A 22,027-nucleotide genomic window follows, 5' to 3' on the forward strand; every position below is an offset into this window, starting at 1 on the left:
TTGCTGTTGCTGTTGCTGTTGCTGTTGCTGTTGCTGTTGCTGTTGCTGTTGCTGTTGCTGTTGCTGTTGCTGTTGCTATTGTCGTGGCTGTGGCAATGGCAGCGGCAGTTGATATTGCAGTTAGGGCAAGGCGTACCAGTTGGAGCCTCTCAAACACAAGAGGCTGCCTCGAAGTCACTTTCGACTTTTGAGACAGCCTCATAATCCTATACAACAGTTTCTCTAAATGCGTCAAATCGCTTGGGCAACCTTGTTTTCACGAGGAGCCCCATGCTGAATGAACGCTTGGGCTGCAGCGATTCGTGCTAAAGGAATTCGGTAAGGGGAACAACTCACATAATCCAATCCTGTCAAATGGCAAAAGAAAATAGACTCTTGATCTCCACCATGTTCTCCGCAAATTCCCGTTTTGAGCGACGGCTTAACGAGCCGCCCTGCATTCACGGCTAAATCAATCAATTGGCCGACGCCTTCCGTGTCAAGAACCTGAAACGGATTATGCTGAAGCAGCTTCTGATCCACATAATGGGTTAGAAATTTCCCTTCCGCATCGTCTCGGCTGTAGCCGAATGTCATTTGCGTCAAGTCATTTGTCCCAAAAGAGAAAAAATCAGCATACGCCACAATTTGTCGCGCAGTAAGCGCAGCACGCGGTACCTCGATCATAGTCCCTACCTTGTATGGACAATCTCGAAGGTTATCTTTCCCCAGCACCTGCTCGGCAACCGAATCAACAAGCTCTCTTACAATTTTCAATTCATTGGCATGGCCAACGAGCGGAATCATAATTTCCGGAAGGACTCGAATGCCTCGGTTGATACAATCCGAAACTGCACGGAAGATAGCCTCAATTTGCATATCATAAATCTCTGGAAATACAATGCCCAGTCTGCAACCCCGTTGTCCCAGCATCGGGTTAGCCTCGTGAAGAGCCTGCACTTTGCTGAGAAGCTGAGCGACCTCTTCTCTCTCCAAATCTGACCCGCTTTTATCATAAGTCAGCTCCGCATGCCTTCTTTGCAGCTCCTCAAGGTTAGGCAAAAACTCATGCAGCGGCGGGTCCAGCAGCCGGATGGTTACCGGAAGACCGTCCATTGCTTCGAACATGCCTTCAAAATCCGACTGCTGCATAGGGAGCAGCTCTGCAAGTGCCCGCAAACGGTCCTCTTTGGCATCCGCCAAGATCATGCGCTGCACGACAGGCAGACGGGTTGGCGAGAAAAACATATGCTCCGTCCGGCATAACCCGATCCCCTGAGCACCCAATTGCCTCGCGATTCTGGCATCTTCAGGATTGTCAGCATTCGCGTAGACGTTCAGCGTACGAATTTCATCCGCCCATTCCAGCATTAGGAGGAGCTCATTCGTCATACTCGCTTCTTTTAATGGCATTATACCGCTAATGATCCGTCCGGTTGCCCCGTCGAGCGTAATCCAATCTCCCTCTTCGATCACCATGTTTGGAGCATACATCCGTTTCTCATTAAGTACTATTCGAACTTCCTCGCAGCCGCATACGCATGGTTTTCCCATACCTCTGGCAACAACAGCTGCATGGCTGGTCATCCCTCCGCGGCTCGTAAGTACGCCTTCCGCAGCGATCACCCCATGAATATCTTCAGGCGTTGTTTCATTTCTGGCGAGAATCACTGTCTTGCCCGCACGGTTCCACTGCGCAGCTGTGTCTGCGTCGAATACAAGCTGTCCAACTGCTGCCCCCGGCGATGCAGGAAGCCCTTTGGCCAAAACATCCTTAACGGCCTCTTCCTCTATACCTCTGTGCAGAAGCTGATCAAGATGCGACACTTCAATACTCCCAACAGCCTCCATCTTGGTTAATAAACCTTCATGAACCATATCGACGGCGATCTTCAAAGCCGCTTGGGCATTTCGTTTGCCATTTCGTGTTTGCAGCAGATATAGCTTATTATTTTCTACCGTAAACTCAATGTCCTGCATATCCTTATAATGCTTCTCGAGCTGCCTGGATGCTTCCAACAACTGCTCATAAATCTCAGGCATTTCGTGCTTTAGAGCAGCAATCGGAAGGGGTGTTCGTATACCCGCTACGACATCTTCCCCCTGTGCATTGATGAGGTATTCTCCAAAAAAAGTATTCTCACCCGTAGATGGATTTCTCGTGAAGACTACTCCCGTGCCGCAATTGTCTCCCCTATTGCCAAATACCATGCTCTGAATGTTGACGGCTGTGCCTTGTTCATCGGGAATCCGGTTTAATTTGCGGTAAATTTGGGCTCTTTGATTGTGCCAAGACTTGAATACCGCCTCCACGGACATTCGCAGCTGCTCATGTACATTCTGCGGGAAAGCATTGCTTGTTTGCGCCAATATGCACTTCTTGTAATCTTCAACCAGACTCTTCCAACCTTCAGCAGTAACATCCTGGTCTTGCTTCGCGCCTTCCTTCTCTTTCCTATGATGCAATAGCTGCTCAAAATGGTGCGCATCAATCCCCATCACCACGCTTCCAAACATCTGTATCAATCGACGGTAGCAATCGTAAGCGAATTTCTCATTGTTCGTCAGCGCCGCTAATCCAAGTACCGTACTATCGTTGAGCCCTAGATTCAGAATCGTGTCCATCATCCCTGGCATAGAACTTACAGAACCGGAACGTACAGAAACGAGAAGCGGATTAGCGGCATCCCCGAACGCTTGATCCTTTTGCTTCTCTAGCTGCTTAAGCGCTGCTGCTGCTTGTCCGAACAATTCATCTGACATCCGATTGCCCATTTTAAAAAAAGCTAAGCATGCTTCGGTCGTAATCGTAAAGCCTGGAGGTACAGGTAGACCAGCACGTGTCATCTCCGCTAGATTAGCTCCTTTTCCTCCAAGCAAAGCTTTCATTGAAGCATTTCCATCTTGAAAAGGCACCACTTGTTTCTGCGTCATCTTTTGTTCTCCTCCTTATTCTTTTCAATGCATGACATGGCATTACACAAACTATAAAATTTCTTGTACCCGTCCGTCGGCAACGTCGCAATGACTTCATTGCACAATTTACAAATGACAACCCCAAGATCATACCGATGAATGGCCGCCAATTTTACATGGTTTGTTTGAGACATGCCGCTTCCCCCTTCGATTGTGTGCTTTCCATATGAGACATATAGGCAACTAAATCAATGACCCGGTTTGCGTACCCCCACTCATTGTCATACCAGGCAAGCAATTTAATTTGGTCTTCCTGCGTCATAATGCTAAGACCGTCAATGATAGCGGACTTCTTATTTCCGATATAATCCACAGAGACAAGCGGCAGCTCGTTGTAATCGACAAATGCTCCTATTTGCCCGGCAATCGCCTGTTTGATAGCGAGCTTCACATCATCGACTTGTACTTTGCGGCCAACTACCACTTGAAGATCCATCAGCGAAACGTCCTGTGTCGGCACACGAACCGAAACGCCTTGGATACGAGAGGCCAGATGAGGGAGTACATCGATGAGTGCCTTGCCCACTCCAGTCGAAGTTGGAATGATGGAATGCGTGCAAGCCCTCGCACGGCGAAGATCCTTATGCGGGTTATCCATATGATTTTGATCATTGGTGAATGCATGGACCGTCGTCATCCACCCTTGCTTGACATGGAAAGCTTCATCCAAGATATGTAGAATTGGCGCGAGACAGTTAGTCGTACACGAGGCTGCAGACAGCAAGCGATGATGCTTGGGATCATACTGATCCTCATTCACTCCCATAACAACAGTAAGGTCCATATTCGTCCCTGGTGCCGTAATCACAACCTTCTTGGCTCCGGCAAATAAATGTCTTTCCGCACCATGCCGATGATTGAATTTACCGGTTGCATCTACAACCAACTCAACACCGCTGTCCTCCCACGGCAGTAAATCGGGTTCTCTCTCGCTGATGACAGCGATCCGCTGGCCGTTAATTATGAGTACATGGTCATTTAATACTTCAATTTTGGCATCCCATCTGCCATGGACTGAATCATATTTCAATAGATGAGCCAACACTTGAATGGGGCTTGTTGAATTGATCACCTTGATCTCGTAGTCCTGCTGCCTATCGCTCAATGCTTTCCTCAAACAAAGCCTTCCGATTCTTCCCGTCCCACTTATTCCAACTCTCATCTGCATCCCCATTCCTTCATTAAGTATGTCATAAATATAACACCAAGGTATATATAACACAATATATAAAATAAAATTTAATTATTACTCATTAATACATATTAATAATGAATTAAATTTTATATAGTATGTCATATATAAATTCCAAAACTAAAAAGCAAACCGCCCAATAAGGCAGCTTGCTTCTTTTACACTCCACTAATGCTTGTCTATCGTCACATTGTTTGCTATCCCTTTTCTAGCCTTTGCTTTCCTAAATAGATAGGAATACAAGATCAAATATTGCCCAACAAATATGGCATTTAATACGGTGCCTTCGCGAATGAACGTAATCTTATGCAAGAAAATCAAACCGATGCCTGCTGCTGTAATAAGCAAGGTGCAATCGAAGATCGTTTTAATATTCCCCCATTTTCGATTCGTTCTTTTAACAACATTATTAACAAACAAATCCACAGGGATAAGCACAAGATCAGCTGCAATCATGAGATATAGACCAAACGCCAAAACGGCATCTCCAAAAGCAAGAAGCATAATTTTCTCAACATAAACATCTAGTTTTATGAAACTGGTCAGCATTAAATTAAGATCCAAAAATAAACCAGATACAAAGGCTGGAATCAATGAAGTAAAGTTTTTTAATTTAAAGTCTTTTGGCAGTACCAAATAGGCTAAAAACAACATGACAATTTCGAAAATGAAAGAGTAAGTTCCTTGCGTTATTGGAGAATAAACGACCGTCATCGTTCTGGTCAGACTACTCTGAGGTGATATTCCGACGCCTGCCCTTATTGCCAAACTAATGCCCACAGTCAATACATAAATACCAATCAAATAAATGATCCACCGCTTGGTTAAAGTACCGTTACTTTGAATTTCGGATAAAGCAGGTTTATTTGGCATATGCCATCCCTCTTTCTAAAGAAAAATTTGATTATCCTACATGTCGAAAATTTATCCTCAATTACAAGAAAGCGTTTACACAATCTCCGTAAAACAAATGGATGGATGTGCTGGACCTTGCTTATAGGCTGCCCCTTTCTTGGTGGGCGATGTTCTCGTCAAACACCATCCCACCCAAGATTGGGAGCACTTTCCCTACTATTATTCCATGAAGCGGAAACGATGCAAAGAAATAAATAAACTTAACAGCTTATTAACAACCGGTTCACCTTCGTTGTGGTTGCCCATTTCCTCAAGAGCAGCATCAATTGCAGCAGCACTGGATGTTAATTCATCCACAGTCATATTCGCCATCACACCGTAAATTTCGAGCGGCATAACGCTTTTATTCGTTTTATTTTCCGTGACGATACATGCTCCTGAATACTTATCAACTTCTTTTAGGCAGTAGCACATCTCTTCACTCTCTTGACCGACTACGACAAAATAGGGGGTTGGAGCTGGCCAGAAAGTCGCGACAGCGCCACGTTCAATGTATACTCCTTTAAATAAACCATTAATGACATGGCGCTTGCCATTGGCATAACGCTGAACAACAGACAGACGGCTTAATCGCTCACCCTCATATTCTGGTATAACCTTGCCATCTTTCATAGGCAGCCAAACCTCTTGGTAAAACTTAGCATGACCACGCCCATAAACATCAAATACATACACTTTAGCCTGTGTCCCATCTTCCGAAACTTCCAAAGGCACAATATCCAACTGTTCTGGTGTTAAGTCATCTAATCCGGTTATAGCCTTCGTACACATAGTGGAGTAGTCAATATCGGCATTCTTTAACAACTTTTTATCTTGTGCAATCAATTCACCATCTTTAAATACATAAAGCGGATTGATATTAGATAGACTGTCGGTTAGAACGATGTCTGCGAAACGTCCCGGTGTCAAAGAGCCAATCTGATCTTCCATATGAAAGGATTTAGCTGTATTATAGGAAGCCATTTTAATTGCTTTAATTGGACTGATCCCCATCTCCGCACATAGCGAAATAATCCAATCCATATGCCCCATTTTAAGCAAGCGCTCAATCGATATATTATCCGTACAAAGCATAAAGTTGTCTGTCGGGAACTTGCGGTCCACAATGGCACGAAGCAATGTTTTGATAACTTCGCTACTGCCTACACCAAACTTAATTTGGGTTGCAAAACCATAGCGAATACTTTTTTCGATATCGTTCACATTCCAAACATCGTGATTGTTGGATACACCAATAGCTGGCAAATAGTTCAATACCATATCGGAGAGAGCTGTCACTCCCCAATGTCCATTGATAAATCCCCCTTTCTCTCTTACCCAAGCTGCTTTATGGAAATCATCTTCATCCCCAGAGCTATATGTAAAATGTTCAAACTCACCTAGCCCTATTACGGGTTCCATGTCCAAAACAGCTTTGGTTACCGATGCCGCTGTTTTTTTGCCAGGTGCAAACGCATACAATCGATAAGGCAGTTGATCATAATCTTTGAATAAGTCTTTAGCAGCCTGTACACCATCCTCACCTGCCGCACTTAGAAGGTCTAAGCACTCAGCAAAAATGGTCGTTGTCCCGCAAGGAACCATCGCCTCGGCTAACGCTGTCGGATGAGCCAATTGAGACTCAAAATGCAAGTGAGCATCAATCAATCCTGGAATGGCATAAAGCCCTTTCCCATCAAAGACATCCTTCACTTTGAGTATAGATTCATCTGGATTAATTGCTACAATGCGCTTATCGTAGATTAATAAAGACCCCTGATAGACCGTCTCCCCGTGTACATCCAAGATGTTCAAGTTTTTCATTAGTAGATCTGCTTCTTTTTTGCCATTTAGAACATCGAAAATAGCATGGACTTTTTCAAGGTGATTTGTTTCTGTCTGTTTCATCGTTATTTCTCCCTTTTTGTTATTTTTTATAAGAAGAGCTTAAAGCTCTTAACTTAACGAAATCTGCGGATTTTCTTTTGCGAAGCTTGTTTTGTTAATCGATTAACTAGTAGGTTTATTTCGGTTAATCGATTAACCTTTTGACATTGATCAGTTAATCGATTAACCAATTGATATACGCTTGTTAATCGATTAACTAACATACAATAATCCCCTTAAAATCAGGCGGATTTACGTTCAACAATGAACGGCTCTAGAACAGTTATCGGCTCAAACTCCTGCTTTTGAATTTGGCTTAAAATAATCTCTGCACTTCTTATTCCTAATTCTCGGTTCTGCAAATCTATAGAAGTTAGCTCTGGTGTAGAAATTTCTGATATCAGAGAATTCCCCAAACTCAATACGGCAATATCCTCAAATATACGAATATCAGCTTGAACCAATGCCTTAGCCAAATGGACTGCAAGCATTTCATTAAGTACAAATACACCATCTATATTATTCTCAAGAAGAATTGGAATACAATCTGCTGATAAGTCCATACCCTCTTTGATTTCCATAATCATGGGCTGGTTCTCACCATTGCTTGCTTGATTAAAACCATCTAAAAAATAGGCAAGCAGATGGTCAGGCAAATGTTTATGAACAAAAGCAATTCTCTTTTTACCTTTTAGAAATAGATGCTCTACACCTAATTTGCTTGCTTTCGTTAAATCTGGATACAACAATGGAAAACCATCGTACGGAATGCATCTATTTGCATATACAACTGGAATATTCCATTCTACAACGCTGTGGATACTCTCTTGAAAAGATACATCAGAAAATAATCCAATAAATATAATCCCGGCGATCATATTTTCACGCATCAGTTGAAGAATTTCATCTTCACTCAAATTTAGATTGTCTACTTCATAAATATAAAGATTATAATGATGTTTACCCAACGTTTGACTAATACCAGAAGTCATCTCAGAATAATAAAGATTATTAATTTTGGGTACGATTACTGCTACATTGAACGTTTCCATATGTTTGAGTGATTTGGCAACCACATTTGGAACATATCCAAGTTCTTTTATGGCAAGTTGAATCTTGGCTTCTGTTTCTTTTTTTACCACAATGTTGGAATTCAAATATCTAGATATGGTACAAGCGCTTACATTAGCATGTTTGGCAATATCTTTTAAAGTAGTCATTCGCAGCCTCCCTTCAAATTGATGTGTAGAATGTTTTGTTAATCGATTAACCTATGTTAAAAACACATTATCATGCAAAAAGAGAAATTGCAAGAACATTCTATGCAATTCCTCTCCAAAAAGGCGCCCTCCATGAGTGCCTAACCATCGGGGGCATTACAACCGCCTCATGCTCATCGGCCTCCTCGAAATGAACCATGCCGCTGCCAGTAAGGCAAGAGCTACTAAGATCCCCGACTCTCCCGTCCAGAGCAGCACATTCTTTCCTTTGGAAGCGGAATCGAAGACTTCCTGAATTATGGCATTCCAGGAGGCATGAAGGAGGAACGCAGGCCATATGCTGCCGGTTGTTAGCCGCAGGCGCCCAATAATGTAACCGAAGGAGGTCACCGAAATCATAAATAAGAATATGGAGAGAGCAAGGTAGGGACCGGAATAATAATTCCCAGCGATCATCAAGGGAAGATGCCATAATCCCCAGATGATTCCGCTGATCACCATCGGGTAGGGAACGCGCGCGTCGATCAGCCTAGTGAGCATATAGCCCCGCCAGCCAAGTTCTTCTCCGACGCTGCCGATGAGGCCTATTATTGTGCCAACAACCATTTGCATAAGCAAAAGTCCCACGAATATAACTATAGCTGGAGCCTTTAGGAACGTGTCTGGTGTGACGTATTGTACCAGTCCTGTAATCCAGGCAATCCCGTAGGCAACCAGACCAATGGCTACTGGAAACAGCAGTATAAAAGGCACAGCCTTCAACGTACGCCGTCCTCCGACCCGCAGGGAGATATCCGCTGTGCCTTCATGCAGCAGCAAACGTGTGAAGATGGAAGACAGACCAGGTGTCCACATCAGGAACAGGACAAAGATTGGGTATTTCAATGCCAGCACATAGCCAAGTATGGAGAGAGGGATGAGCATTGCAAAGAAAACGAGAAGTCCCCGCCTGGCAAAGTAAAGACGCTTCTCCTCTTCTGAACCTGTGGCAGGCATGCTGCCAAAGTTTGTTATCATGATTGTAACTCCTTTTTCCAAAGTATGTATATTCAATTAGAAGTATAGCAATTGCTCCATCCTGATCAGAACAAACTCAAGTCCAGTTTTTTCCTAGGCCTAAGCCCAGTAAGGATCGGACACCTGCCACTTTACAAAATTCAAAAAAACCGCCACGCGATTTTCACATGACGGTTCGACGGTTACAACTTAGAGGCGTGTCAGTTTTGATTATTTTTTTCCAAGGAAGCCTTCTTTGAAGATGTTCAGCAAATATTCGAGCGTGGTCGGATCACTGTAACTGGAGGCTTCCGTATCAATTTCGATTTGTCAATGATGGTATCCAATCTGAGCTTTAATTAAAATGAGCAGGTGCCCGCGCGGGCACCTGCTCATTAATGTTCTTATATAGCAAACGTTCCTCATTAGTGTAGGGATATCTCCAGCTAGTTAACTTCCTTATTCCATAACATTATTTCTACCTACGTACAGCGTGGGAGTCACTAACCGCAGCAAGCAATTCGTTCATAATAAGCAGCCGGCCGAGTGGCGTCCAGCTCATGACAAACCAATTGTTAATAAACCTATTCCTTCCATCTCTTACAGCAGGAATTTGGCGCCAAACGCTCTGACTGGTCATTTCGCGATAAAGCTGCTCGCTGCCTGCTTGAATATGATGCTGATGGATGAACAGATGCTCTGTCTCCAACACAGGCAGTGACTCCGGCTGCATCTCCATTCGCCACAGCTCTGCCGGAGCCTGCTTGCATGGCCTTAGGGCAAGCTCTCCATAAAGCAGTTCATTCAGCGGATGGTTGGCTAGCCCCTGTATGCCAATCGCCCGGTGGCTGACTTGCATAACGGCAACCCGCTCCTGACCCAGTACCCGGCGCAGCGTCTGTCCAGTTGTTTCGGTCTGAAGCTCGAGACGTGTCAGCATCTCGGATGCCTCATGCTCTCGGTTAACCAACTCGGCAATCTTCTCATAATTGCCTTTCCAGTCCCATACAGAGAAATCCAAAAATACTGGCGTTGCGGTTTCCTTGAATTGATCTCTAAACTCGGAGTGATAATGATCGGCTATAATCAGATCAGGGCTGGATTGTTTCAGTTCAAGAAGCTGACTGTGCAGTCGCGCTCTATAATATTCCTTGCTGTGTCCAGGATAATGGAATAAATCCACCACACAAACGGGCTCTATCCCTACTGATTTTAGATGATCCTCCAAACGAAGAGAGGAAGCGACGGCAACCTTTAACGTGCCCCGCTTCATGTATAATGTCGGTGAGACGCCTACCAATCGCTGAAACATACGGCTAAAATAAAACTCGCTCCGAAAACCAACCGCAGCTGCAACTTCCTTCACTCGGCTGTTCTTCCTATCGAGCTGCAACTTGGCCTGATTCATGCGTACGTTAGCCACATATTCCAAAGGCGGCACCCCCGTTTCATTACGAAACAAACGTGAAAAAGCGACCGAAGGCATTCCGCCGGCTACTTCCGCCAGCTTCTCAATACTTACTTTTTCTGTATAGTATTGTTCAATGTAAGTGATGCTTCGCTCAACTCGTTCATCCAGTACAAAGGGCAGTTTAGGTTCATTGCTTGATATATCATGAAGAAGCTCCTCGAACTGAATTCGCAGCGTCAAGGAGCCCTTGCTATTTTCTTGTTTGCTGTGATCGTACAGCCTGATAATTCGCTGCAGCAACTGCTGGGGATGATGCAGCGGGATAAGCCCTGTTGAAAGCGAACCGGACAGGGAAGGAATTGCCTCGTATTTCCCTCTTGCTTTTTTCAGTCGGATTGGCTCGAAAAAAATGGCATAATAGTTGAATTCACCGTATTGCTCTGGAACCTCTATGTGCATTCCTGGCGTGAGCAGAAAGAGCTGGAAGGGTCGCACTCTATGCAATGCGCCATCAAGCACGATAACCCCTTCCCCCTCTGTGATATAACAAAGGATATAAACAGGGATATAGATATGCCTGACTCCACGTTTGGAAAAAGTCCGTTTACGAACTGATGATAGAAGATAGGTTAAGTTTTCATTAGACGGCATGAAGAAGATACACCAGCCTTTCTCGAAACACCAACGTCTTCTTTCATTATACAGCTCTGCGGCGCAACAACAAATAAACCATATAAGGCGCACCGACAAAAGCTGTAATTAATCCGGCAGGAATCTCAAAAGGAGAGAACAAATTCCGTCCTGCAGCATCTGCTCCCATCACGAGCAGTCCACCAACCAATGCAGCCACAGGCAAACGGACAAGGCTTCGGCTGCCAACCAGATGCTTTGCGATGTGCGGTGCCATCAAACCGACAAAAGCAATCGTTCCCGCCATGGAGACAGCAGATCCGGCCAGCCCCACACTTATCAGAATAAACAGGACTCGCATCGTCTCCACACGAAGGCCAAGACCCGCGGCCGATTCCATATCCAGCAGGAACATATCCAAATATCGGGTCATCCCGATCAATAAAGTAAACAGAATAAGCAGCCAGGGCAGCAAAGGCCAGAAATGCTCCCACGTCCGTCCATATAAACTTCCCGCCATCCATACAGTCGCCTGGGATACACGAAATATTTCACCAACCGTTAAGAAATAGGTAATAAGTCCACCCGCCATAGCTGATATGCCTGCCCCGATAAGCAGCATGCGCACTGTAGAACTTCCCCCTCCTTTTCGCCAAGACAGGGTATAAATTACCGCTGTGGCGATGAAGGCTCCGCCGAAAGCAATCCAGGGGAACTGACTCATTGGAAACGATGGAACCAGTACCATAACGGCAACTACAGCGGCGGCGGCCCCCGAATTCAGGCCAATTACGCCAGGAGAAGCAAGCGGATTCCGTGTTATGACTTGCAAAATCGTTCCTGATAGCGCCAAGCTGCATCCTACCAGGAAGCCTGTTAATGCGCGTGGCAGCCGCAGTTGATGGATCGTAAACCGATATTCCTCGCTGCCGATTCCCGCCAAGCTCCGAAAAACCTCCACAGCGGGAACCGTCCGCTCTCCCAGCATGACATTCAGGACAAACATACCTGCACTCAGAACAATCAGGATTACTATAATCCCGATCGAACGTCTGCATTTAATAGAAGAAACGATGTTTATCTCTCCTTTCTCTGGGCCAGATAAATAAGAAACGGTGCGCCAAAGAAGGCAGTAACAACTCCCACTGGAATTTCCTGACGGACAAGGATAAATCGTGCCCCGATATCTGCTGCCAGCAACAATAGCGCCCCCAGCAAAGCGGAATACGGAACGATCCAGCGATAATTGCTGCCTATCAGCAGCCGTGCAATGTGGGGAACAGCCATTCCTACGAAACCGATAGGACCAGCAAGCGCCACGGCGCTGCCCGCTAGCAGGACTGTGACAATCACGCATAGGATTTTAATCATTCGAATCCGCTGCCCCAAACCTTGTGCGACATCTTCCCCCAGGCTAAAAATGTTCAGATAACTGCTGAGCGCTAGCGAACCAATCAATCCAATCAATAAATAAGGCAATACCTGAAGGAAAAGATTCAGGTCTCTGCCCGTCAGTGAACCAGCCAGCCAAAAGCGCATCGTATCAAGCGATTGCTCGTTAACAATAAGAATACCCTGAGTCATGGAGGCAAAAAGCAGATTCAGAGTAGAACCAGCAAGCACAAACTTGACTGAAGATATCGGTTGGCCGCCTGTGGAACTGAGTAGAAATACAAAAATCCCCGCAGCCGCTGCCCCGATGAGAGATGACCATGCATACAATTGCAGTGACGTCGTTCCAAGCCAAAAGGAAGCGAGTACAGCCGTAAGTGCAGCGCCGTAATTAATTCCGAACAGTTCAGGTCCTGCGAGGGCATTGCGGCTCAGCGCCTGCATAAGGCAGCCTGCAACGGCAAGCGAGCTCCCGACCGCGGCTGCAATAACCGCTCTAGGCAGCCGAATGTTGCGTATAATCATATGTTCGCGGGACCCGTCAAAAAAATAGAAAGCTTCAAGGACAGATTGAAATGAAATATGTACGACGCCGAACATAACGCTGCCTACAAATGCCGCAAAAGCCAACAAGCCTATTAGAACAAGTCCAGCAAATTTAAAATTACTGCTTATGCTCAAAAGTTTTACCTCCATTGCTTTTGTACAGAAAAATTGGATCGTCACAAGTGACGACCCGATTTCTCAGTTGATCTTATACCCCACTTGCTTATTTGGCCGCCGCAAACGTGTTCAGATCATCAATAACTTTGTTAGCAGCTTGAATGCCTAGACCACTAAGCCAGTATTCCCACTCTACAGGGTGAACAGCTTTCTTCTGCACGCCTTTCAACGTTGCCCACAATGAACCCTTCTCCAGCTTGGCGAAAGCATCCGGCTCGCGATTAAACCAAAGGATGATATCACCGTCCAGCTCAGCGATTTGTTCCTCCGTTATATCTTTGGAGAAGCTTGCCTCCCGCTGTGCTGCCGGACGAACAATTCCTGCATCCTCCATAATGATACCGGAAAAGTTCTTTTTCAAATAAAGTTGAAGTTTATCTTTCCGCGGACGGAATAAGGATACTTCTTTGGGAGCCGTGCCAGCATACTTGGGTTTCAGTTCATCGATGCGCTTTTGATAGGTATCCAGCAGCTTCTTCCCAACCTCTTGCTTATTTACAGCCTCGGCATGCAGCTGCAGGTTTTCTTTCCACGTTATACCCAGCGTATTTACGAATATGGTCGGAGCAATTTGTTTTAACTGTTTGTATATAGCGTCATGAGTATCCTTGTTCCCAATGATCAGATCCGGCTTCAACGCATCAATCGCTTCCAGATTAGGCTCATTGACGGAGCCAATGTTTTTGATTCCCTCCGTCCCCTTCAGATAGGTCGGGAAGGGATCACCCGCGGCCAGAATAGACGGCGCGCCAACTGGCTTGATGCCCAGCTCCAGCAGATTATCCAGAGCACCTATGTCCAGAACAACAACACGGCTTGCCTGCGCTGGAATCTGAACCTCCCCGTAAGCGTCCTTTATCGTACGTTTCTCCGTTGTAGCAGCAGCCTTTTTTTCCTGTTCGTTGCTATTGTAAGTTGTTTCTGTCCGCGTGTTGCCGCAACCTGCGAGTACCAGCACCATAACAGCAATCACCACATACAACCATAATTTGCCGCCTAACCCTTGTCTCTCTAAACGCATTGTCAATCGTCCCCCTTGTGTCTGGTTAACCATGTAATTAATAATGATTATCATTCTTAAACAATACTTTAAACCTTCATCTTCTGTCCATGCACTATTATTTAGATCTCATATATTTTTTTAGTTTTTTCTGTCTAAAGCCCCTCCTAGACACAAAGAACCCCGGAATTATGAAAACATAATTTCGGGGTTCAGATGCGTGATGCAACTTGTTATTTCTTCGATGGTGCTTCCGTTTTGTATTCAATAATTTGTAATACTTTGGGTTCAATAGCTTTCAACAATTGTTCATTCGAACGATTGTTTTTAGGAACATCACCGTTATTTTCACCTTGAATCTGTAAATCAACCTGTGTTTTTGCAATGACATCAATCACTTGTTGTTTAGAGATATTTTTAGATGCTGCAATCTCCACAACAGATTTACCTTTTGCTAATTCTTCTTTTAATTCTGTTGGGCTAATTTTTAGTAAAGAAAACAGTTTGGCATCGTTTAAATAGGCATCAGCAAAATAATCAGGCTTGCCATTTGTAGAGAATAATCCCTCTACTTGAGTGTTTGAAGGTGTGGTCTCCCCTCCGATGAGAGAAACACTGATCGTATTGCCTTGAACAAATACCTGGTAGAACGGTGTTTTTGATCCCTTTTTGGTGTAATTCAATATAACCGTTTTTTGATCAGGGTTGTCCATTTGCTCCATAGCAAACTCGTACCCTGTAATGTTGCCATACATTTTATCAATGAGATAATCTACCTTTGCCTTGATTTCCTGATTGCTTAAAGTAATGAGCGGCTTCAGCTTCGGCTCCCAATTCTCTTGATTCACGTGTTCAATCTCACCAGTAATAGCGTTTGTATGAAGGGTAAACTTTTTGCCAGTACCTCCTTTTTCCTGCAGTATGATACTTGTTTGGACACCTTGAACGCTGCTTGCCTCGATAATCTCAAACAATTTTGTTTCGGGAAATGCGCTGTACAGCTTCTCAAGTGTTGCTTTGCCAACTTCATCCACCTTGACTTGTTCAGCAGTCATTGGTGTTCTAGTAAGTATTTCAATCAGAGTAGGAGCCGCGAAGGCGGCGGTTGGAATCAAAAGCGCAGCAGCAACTATTCCACCAATTAATCGTTTTTTCATGGTTGTTTCGCTCCTTTTTCGTTGCAAATATTGAGAATAGGATTGTTCTATTCGTTTGGTAATGGCCAGAGGGCACTCCATAGTTTCTGCCTCTTTGTGCAGATATTCACGGATTTTGCGTTCAATAGTCATTGATCTTTTCCATCCTTTCCGGGGGGAGATTCCGCGAGTTTTTTCGAAGCGCCTGGAGGCCAGCGTGATATCTGGACTTCACTGTACCAAGCGGAATATCGAGCAATGTCGCAATTTCCTCAAGCGTATAGTCGTGAAAAAAGCGGAAGATAATCACCGCTCGCTGTTTGTCCGTCAGTTTTCGTATTAAATGCGATATCATTTGGTTCGTCTCATCCATCAAAGCAGTAGGTGGATCCCAATAAGACTCTTCCCGTGAGAAGGCACAGATGCGTTCAAAAATTCGGAATCTCCTCCAGCTCTTGACCCGAAATCTCTGCACTTGACGAATTACCAAGCCGTGCAGCCAGAAGTGGAAAGGACGGTTCGTATCGTAATTAGCAAGCGAGGTCCACATTTGCATATAGATCTCATTCATAACATCTTCCCGATCCTGTTGATGATCCACCAGAAAGGAGACAGTCCGATAGATGTCCTGATAGGTGGCATCATACATCGCATGAAACGCCTGTTGATCACCATCTTTCATTTTTATAAGTAATTGGTACATATAGTCATTTTGCATTCAGAGGGCCCTCCTGAGTAAGCAGCTTACACACTATATTGTCTCTCTATCAAAAAAAGGTTCGGTTCTTTATTTTTTTTCAAACTGCTTAGTGTCAGCGGCATCGAACAGGAAGACAACCAGACGTGCAACGGTCCGCTAGATTATAGCATGGCTTATTTTAGGTGGTGCCTGGTTAAAATAAAACAAACGACAGCCCTAGACGAGAAAGTCTCGTCTTAGACTGCCGCTGCAGTTTGTATAAGTTCTACGCGCCAAAAACCTAGAAGACATTAATTCGTCTAATAATATGGTAGGAATTGTCATTAATAATAATGTTTCCTTTGACATCTACAGTAAAATCGGGGTTAATCCCTAATATTAAGGCACCTGGTTCGTGGTCATCACTCGGATTAACGGCTCCAGGCAAATTACTAATTCCTACGGAATTGGGTGCTATTTGTTCATATGTTTGAGTCTGCGGGGAAAATAAACCGTGATTGTAGAAAAGATGATCTAATTTTACATAGTCTTCTATTATGCCATGAATGTCGACACGATAAAAACCTTTTTCGTCCGCGATATAAAAGTATCCGTCTCGGGATGATGCTCCGTTAATATTTTCAATATTTACCTTTGCAACCTCACTGATAGTTCCATCAGCATTTAATTTGCTAACGCTTTTATTCACCTTATCTAACAAATATATGCGGCCGCCATTTACAACGGAAACAAGACTCTGTTTCTGATTACCGGACAAGCCGATCGTCTTCTTCGTTTCCCCTGAGTATAGGGAATACATTCGGTTCAAAAACGTGTTACTGTAGTAAAAATGCTCCTCATCCACTGTAGCAAAAAAGTTGGACTCTACATTCATCGTATCATCTAAACTATAAGTTACCATCTTCACCTCAGGTAAGATTTCATAAATAACAGTCGTGATATCTATTTTTAGTGCATCCACACTTGCCAGCATGTATAGCTTCTCATGCAGTTCATCGTAGAACAGCTTCTGAGGGATGAGATCAAAATACATTAATTTTTGAACATTGTTTTTTTTATCTTTATATTCGATGTTGAACTTTTCATTAAAGGTAACCTCATGTTGAATGTTCCTGCCATCTCCCGATTTTTGATTATACACGGAAATGAAGTATTTGGATAAGGTTGATCTATTTGAATTAAAGTTTATCATATACACATTATTATCCTTACCTGAAACAACACCTGAAATATTTGCCGTATTAATAGCTCTTACGAATTGAGGAGTACTAATGAATACGCTTTGTCCTAGTTCAGTGGTTAAGTTATCCACCGTAGGCTTATCCATCTTTTTCTTAACAGACGCAGTGGACTTAAGTTGCTCCGCAGGGGTAGATTCGGCTTTTCTGCCCGTGATCGTAATGGTATGTGCGCTGTTGTCATAAACGACCGTTTGATTCAAATTCTCGGTGATAAAACGAAGAGGAACCATTGTCGTTTCGTTCAGGATAGTGGCAGGCTGGTCCAACGTGACCGAGGTTCCATTCACTATAGCGTCTGGACGGTCCAATGTCAGATGAATGGTTTTCATCACTGTAGAAAGTGTAATTGTCCGTGTAATTTCATCCCACTTCACATCCGCGCCCAGTGATTCCCCAATAAACCGCAGAGGCACCATAGTCGTGCTATTTAACAAGGTTGGAGCGACTTTAAGAGTTGTTGACTGTCCGTTGGCTGACACTTGCGGATCATTCAGTTTTAGTTTAATTTCAACACTATTGGTAGCAGGCATTTGATCAGTGGCATAAGCCGATTGCAACGTTAAGCAGAGACTGGTTCCGAGTAACAGTAGCAGACATTTCCCTAGTTTTTCGGAAAACATGTGACATCCCCCATTTGTGTATGTTTCTTCCAGTCTACTATGACTGCGAATACGCTACAATACTTATCTAGACACTTGTAACTAATTTATTACTTTTCTGTTGACTTAAACCATGGTTTAAGTCGTATTATAATCCTGTCGACAGGATAAGATACAATTTGGAGGACTCCAGATGAAATATTGTTCCATTAGTGAAGCTGCAGCCAAATTCAATATGCCAGAATCAACGTTACGTTATTATGAGAAAAAAGGACTACTACCACTAATCGAACGTGATGAAGCTGGGAGGCGGTTATTTTCAGAAGATCAAATTGCGCTCCTAGAAACCGTTATTCGTTTAAAAAACACGCACATGCCGATAAGTAGCATTAAGCAATATATGGATTGGATTTTAGAAGGAGAAAATACCATTGCACTTCGACTTGACATGATGAGGAATCATAAACAAGCTGTGCTAGATGAAATCTCATTGATGAAAGAAGCTTTAATAGGAATTGACGTAAAAATTACGCGTTATACAACCGTTCTCAATAAAGAAAATATGGAGAAGAGGAACTAACATGAAGCTTTCAGGAAATACAATATTGATTACAGGCGGAGGTTCTGGAATAGGATTGGCTTTTGCAGAGCGCTTTATAAAAGCCGGAAATAAGGTCATTATAACTGGACGACGTGAAAATGTACTTCAAAATGCCAAAGAAGCATTCCCGAGCCTTATTACTCATGTCAGTGATTTGGATATTGAATCCGAACGTGTAGCCTTGTTTGATTGGGTAACAGCGAACTATCCAGAAATTAATGTGTTAGTTAACAATGCCGGGATCCAACAACGCTTTAATGTGCTCAAAACGGATGCGAATAGCAATTGGAATTATTTCAGTAAAGAAATCGCAACTAACCTTGAAGCACCTATCCATCTATCTATGCTGTTCAGTTCACTTTTTGCATCAAAAGAAGAGGCGGCTATTATTAACGTCACATCTGGGTTAGCTTTTACACCATTTGCGATCGCTCCGATATATTCAGCAACGAAAGCGGCGCTTCATTCCTTTACAATGAGTCTAAGACTACAACTTTCCGATACGTCTGTAGAAGTAATTGAAGTTGCTCCCCCGGCAGTGAATACAGCTTTAGGCGGAACGGGGATGCATACACTTGGAGAACCGTTAGATGCCTTCGCGGATGGAATTTTCAAAGGATTAGAAGAGGAGAAACAAGAAATTGGCTATGGTACTTCTGTGAATCGCTTGCGCATGTCACGAGATGAAATCGACGAATATGCAGCAAATATGTATACGGCAACGAAAAACACCATTGAATAACTATGCTTAGGAAAAAGGTGCTGCTTATGTAGGTTATATACCGGCAACCTAATCCACCAAAATAGAAAAGTCCCGATATATCAATTCTGATATTGTCGGGACTTAACTTGTTATTCATAGTGATTGAAAGATTACTATCATGTATTGTTTTATAATCTACTTGCACAGAAGTGTTGCCAAGAGTGTAAAAATACAGACTTTGCATTTTATGACTCCTATTATGGGGAGCATAGCCGTGATTTATGGTGAAGCGGGTGCAATACTAAAAATGCCCTCCCAAGCAACTGTGGACACAGTCACTCGGAAGGGCATGCTTGAGAATATCTTCTTTTTTATGACAGAATCACTTAAATCAATCCGGATTTTTGCAGAAGCCGCTGAATAATCGTGGTAGCCTCTGCCCGGGTCAGCTTCCCTTTTGGTGCAAGCTCATTGCTTTCTCTTCCAGAAACAACTTCCGCTTGAATACTATCCGCTATACTGCTTAGCGCCCAACTGGATGCAGCTGCTGTATCTGTGTATGGCCGCAATGTGGCATCAGTTGACTGGACAGGCAGCTTGGCCTTCAGGTTGGTGATCTTCATCGCTTTGGCGATCATGACCATGGCTTGTTCCCGGGTAACGATATCATTCGGACGGAAGGAACCGTCTTCGTACCCGCTAATCAGCTTGTAGGCATAGGCCGTTTGAATTAGGCTGCTGTACCAATCCGTAGTCTTCACGTCCGCGAATGCCGTTGATCCGCCTTCCATCTTCAACCCCAAGCCCCGAACCAGGATCGCAGCAAGCTCCGCCCATGTAATCGCTTGATCGGGTTGGAACAGGTGATCGTCAATGCCGTTAACGACCATCCGCAAGCCCATTTCATTCACCGCATTCTTCGCCCAATGCTGCCCCATATCCTTGTACTCTTCTTGATGCCTTACGATCGAATACGTGCTATTGGTCAAGCTGCTCACTCTAGCCACAGACTTGCCGTCTACTGTAATCAATTGGGTCGGTACAGGGCGAATGGCTCCGTCCGGTTCAACAACAACCCCGGTTACAATTTCCCCTGAATTTACAGCCTTCGGAATCACGATTGTTCTTTCCACGTATGCGTTGAATTTCGACACGTCAACCGTTGAATCTCCGTAAGCGCCTCGTACCGTAAAGTTGAGCGCCGGAGCGACAAGAGTGAACCCTCCTTTTGCTGCCGCCTCCTCCAGCAGTTTCACCGTGCTCATTGCCGGCTTGGAAATTTCAACAGTTATCTTAATATCCTGAAGCTGCACATTTTTGCCAAACTGTTCGGAAAGACCACTGATGTTGATCTGCTCTGCGGGCAAGGTATAGGTCGCGTTCTCCGTTTTGACTACAATGACCGCAGCCTTTTGCTCCATGATTTTTACGATTTGCCCGCTTATTTCTCCAATCACCACATCGGATTTTGTATTCACCGAAATCATAATCACTGCATGCTGTTCCTCTGTCGCAAGCTTGCGCTCCAGCACCTTCGGATCAACCACAACCGTAGTGACCGTCTGATCCTTCACCTTGGCTGTCGTTGCGGTCCCTATCTTCTCAACCTTGCCATTGACCAGGAATTCAACTCCGGCAGGCGAATTTGATGTTTCGGGCTCTGTTGAGCTGTCGCCGCTGCTGTTGGCTGGCTCTGTTGGGCTGCTGCCGCCGCTGTTGTTAGTTGACGCTGTTGGCGTCACTGCATTGGAGACGGCGGAGGCAGCGCTGCTGCCTGTAAGATTAACAGCTCTTACCGTAAACGTATAAGTTGTTCCGTTGGTTAAACCGGTTACTGTGATCGGACTTGCTGGGCCTGCTGCCGTTATATTCCCCGGTAAGGCCGTGACCTCGTACTTTGTTATTGCGCTTCCTCCGTTGACTGCTGGGATGGCGAAGCTGACGATAGCCTGACCATTCCCTGCTGTTGCAGTTACAGCTGTTGGCGCTGAAGGTACCGCCGGTATCGCCCCAGGTGTTGCGCTTACCTCATTGGAGGTAACGACAGCTCCCTTGCGGTTGGTGGCTTTGACGATAAAGGAATAGGTTGTGCCATTCGTCAATTCGCTGGCATCGTAGCCGTAGACAGAACCGCTTACCGTAGCCGCTGGTGCTCCATACGTGCCCGAAGCCGTTCTCTGGTATACGGCGTAGCTTACAGTTCCGTAGACTTCCTCCCATGCCAGAAGAACATGGCTATCTCCGCTTGCAGCCACCTTCAAGTTAAGGAAGGCAGCCCCCGGCTCCGGAAGCGTAACGGCTGCACTGGAAACCCCCGGCAGGCCTGCCGCGTCGAAGGCGAGCTGGGCTCCTGTCACCTCATCGTCATTCGCTGCGCCCAGACCCGTGAAGGCGACGATGCCGGAGCTTGCCGTGGCGGCCGTTGCTCCCGTTAACGTCCAATCGCCCGCATCCTTCTTCGAGACAGTCACAACGGTGCTGCTGTCGCCCACACTCGTATTGCCGAAAGTATCCCGAAGCGTCACCACCGGCTGCTGTGCGAACAGTCCGCCGTTTCTAGTCGGCGCCGTCAGGTCTTTGGTCAGCGCCAGCGAAGCCGGGCTGCCCGCTTGTGGCGTTATGCTCAGCACATTCGCCGCCGGTGTTACTACGCCTGCTACACTCAAGCTGATAGATTGCTTCGCCGCTTGGTTCAGCTGCAGCTGAACCGTGGCTATGCCGTCGGCAAACATGGCGCTGTACGTGCT

18 protein-coding genes are annotated in these 22,027 nt (G+C 44.9%); 3 read left to right on the plus strand and 15 right to left on the minus strand.

What is annotated here, in order from left to right:
• A partial coding sequence (locus BC351_RS42785) for a hypothetical protein (RefSeq protein WP_208629817.1) occupies positions 1-191 on the plus strand: 191 nt, incomplete at its 5' end.
• Positions 192-231: 40 nt separating this feature from the next.
• On the opposite strand, the gene ppdK is transcribed toward BC351_RS42785, so the two are convergent.
• From ppdK to BC351_RS21595, 14 genes are all read right to left on the minus strand, one after another.
• On the minus strand, positions 232-2,913 hold the full coding sequence (gene ppdK, locus BC351_RS21530; RefSeq protein WP_079414848.1) for a pyruvate, phosphate dikinase: 2,682 nt from the start codon (positions 2,911-2,913) through the stop codon (positions 232-234).
• On the minus strand, positions 2,910-3,089 hold the full coding sequence (locus BC351_RS21535) for a GapA-binding peptide SR1P (protein WP_079414849.1): 180 nt from the start codon (positions 3,087-3,089) through the stop codon (positions 2,910-2,912). Before BC351_RS21535 ends, ppdK begins: the two co-directional genes overlap by 4 nt.
• Positions 3,068-4,123, minus strand: coding sequence for a type I glyceraldehyde-3-phosphate dehydrogenase (gene gap, locus BC351_RS21540; RefSeq protein ID WP_144028486.1), 1,056 nt, complete (start codon positions 4,121-4,123; stop codon positions 3,068-3,070). Before gap ends, BC351_RS21535 begins: the two co-directional genes overlap by 22 nt.
• Before the next feature lie 192 nt (positions 4,124-4,315).
• A complete protein-coding gene (locus BC351_RS21545) occupies positions 4,316-5,020 on the minus strand; it encodes a YczE/YyaS/YitT family protein (RefSeq protein ID WP_079414851.1) in 705 nt (234 codons plus the stop codon).
• Positions 5,021-5,221: 201 nt separating this feature from the next.
• Positions 5,222-6,949 carry an amidohydrolase family protein gene (locus tag BC351_RS21550; RefSeq protein ID WP_079414852.1) on the minus strand — a complete coding sequence of 576 codons (1,728 nt, stop codon included), beginning with the start codon at positions 6,947-6,949 and terminating at the stop codon, positions 5,222-5,224.
• A 221-nt stretch (positions 6,950-7,170) separates the two neighbouring features.
• On the minus strand, positions 7,171-8,148 hold the full coding sequence (locus BC351_RS21555) for a LacI family DNA-binding transcriptional regulator (RefSeq protein WP_079414853.1): 978 nt from the start codon (positions 8,146-8,148) through the stop codon (positions 7,171-7,173).
• A 156-nt stretch (positions 8,149-8,304) separates the two neighbouring features.
• Complete coding sequence (locus BC351_RS21560; RefSeq protein ID WP_079414854.1) at positions 8,305-9,165, minus strand: type II CAAX endopeptidase family protein; 861 nt, start codon at positions 9,163-9,165, stop codon at positions 8,305-8,307.
• A 457-nt stretch (positions 9,166-9,622) separates the two neighbouring features.
• Positions 9,623-11,206 carry a helix-turn-helix domain-containing protein gene (locus BC351_RS21565; RefSeq protein WP_079414855.1) on the minus strand — a complete coding sequence of 528 codons (1,584 nt, stop codon included), beginning with the start codon at positions 11,204-11,206 and terminating at the stop codon, positions 9,623-9,625.
• 46 nt (positions 11,207-11,252) lie between these two features.
• Positions 11,253-12,191: a FecCD family ABC transporter permease gene (locus BC351_RS21570; protein ID WP_079414856.1), complete on the minus strand. Its 939-nt coding sequence runs from the start codon at positions 12,189-12,191 to the stop codon at positions 11,253-11,255.
• A gap of 71 nt (positions 12,192-12,262) precedes the next feature.
• Positions 12,263-13,258, minus strand: coding sequence for a FecCD family ABC transporter permease (locus tag BC351_RS21575; protein ID WP_244209130.1), 996 nt, complete (start codon positions 13,256-13,258; stop codon positions 12,263-12,265).
• A gap of 88 nt (positions 13,259-13,346) precedes the next feature.
• Positions 13,347-14,321 carry an ABC transporter substrate-binding protein gene (locus tag BC351_RS21580; RefSeq protein ID WP_158082182.1) on the minus strand — a complete coding sequence of 325 codons (975 nt, stop codon included), beginning with the start codon at positions 14,319-14,321 and terminating at the stop codon, positions 13,347-13,349.
• Between the two features lie 212 nt (positions 14,322-14,533).
• Positions 14,534-15,589, minus strand: a complete 1,056-nt coding sequence (locus BC351_RS21585) for a hypothetical protein (RefSeq protein ID WP_208629819.1) — start codon at positions 15,587-15,589, stop codon at positions 14,534-14,536.
• Positions 15,579-16,154 (minus strand): sigma-70 family RNA polymerase sigma factor, encoded by a 576-nt coding sequence (locus BC351_RS21590; protein ID WP_079414858.1) that lies wholly within the window; start codon positions 16,152-16,154, stop codon positions 15,579-15,581. Before BC351_RS21590 ends, BC351_RS21585 begins: the two co-directional genes overlap by 11 nt.
• Positions 16,155-16,416: 262 nt before the next feature.
• Complete coding sequence (locus tag BC351_RS21595; RefSeq protein ID WP_079414859.1) at positions 16,417-17,997, minus strand: copper amine oxidase N-terminal domain-containing protein; 1,581 nt, start codon at positions 17,995-17,997, stop codon at positions 16,417-16,419.
• A gap of 172 nt (positions 17,998-18,169) precedes the next feature.
• Between BC351_RS21595 and BC351_RS21600 the strand changes: the two genes are divergently transcribed.
• Entirely contained in the window at positions 18,170-18,556 is a 387-nt protein-coding gene (locus BC351_RS21600; RefSeq protein ID WP_079414860.1) for a MerR family transcriptional regulator, read from the plus strand.
• A 1-nt stretch (position 18,557) separates the two neighbouring features.
• On the plus strand, positions 18,558-19,319 hold the full coding sequence (locus tag BC351_RS21605; RefSeq protein ID WP_079414861.1) for an SDR family oxidoreductase: 762 nt from the start codon (positions 18,558-18,560) through the stop codon (positions 19,317-19,319).
• Between the two features lie 347 nt (positions 19,320-19,666).
• Here BC351_RS21605 and BC351_RS21615 read toward each other — a convergent pair.
• Positions 19,667-22,027, minus strand: a 2,361-nt coding sequence (locus tag BC351_RS21615) for an S-layer homology domain-containing protein (RefSeq protein WP_144028487.1), incomplete at its 5' end; no start/stop codon positions are given.

The organism is Paenibacillus ferrarius (assembly GCF_002027705.1).
Lineage (GTDB): Bacteria > Bacillota > Bacilli > Paenibacillales > NBRC-103111 > Paenibacillus_E > Paenibacillus_E ferrarius.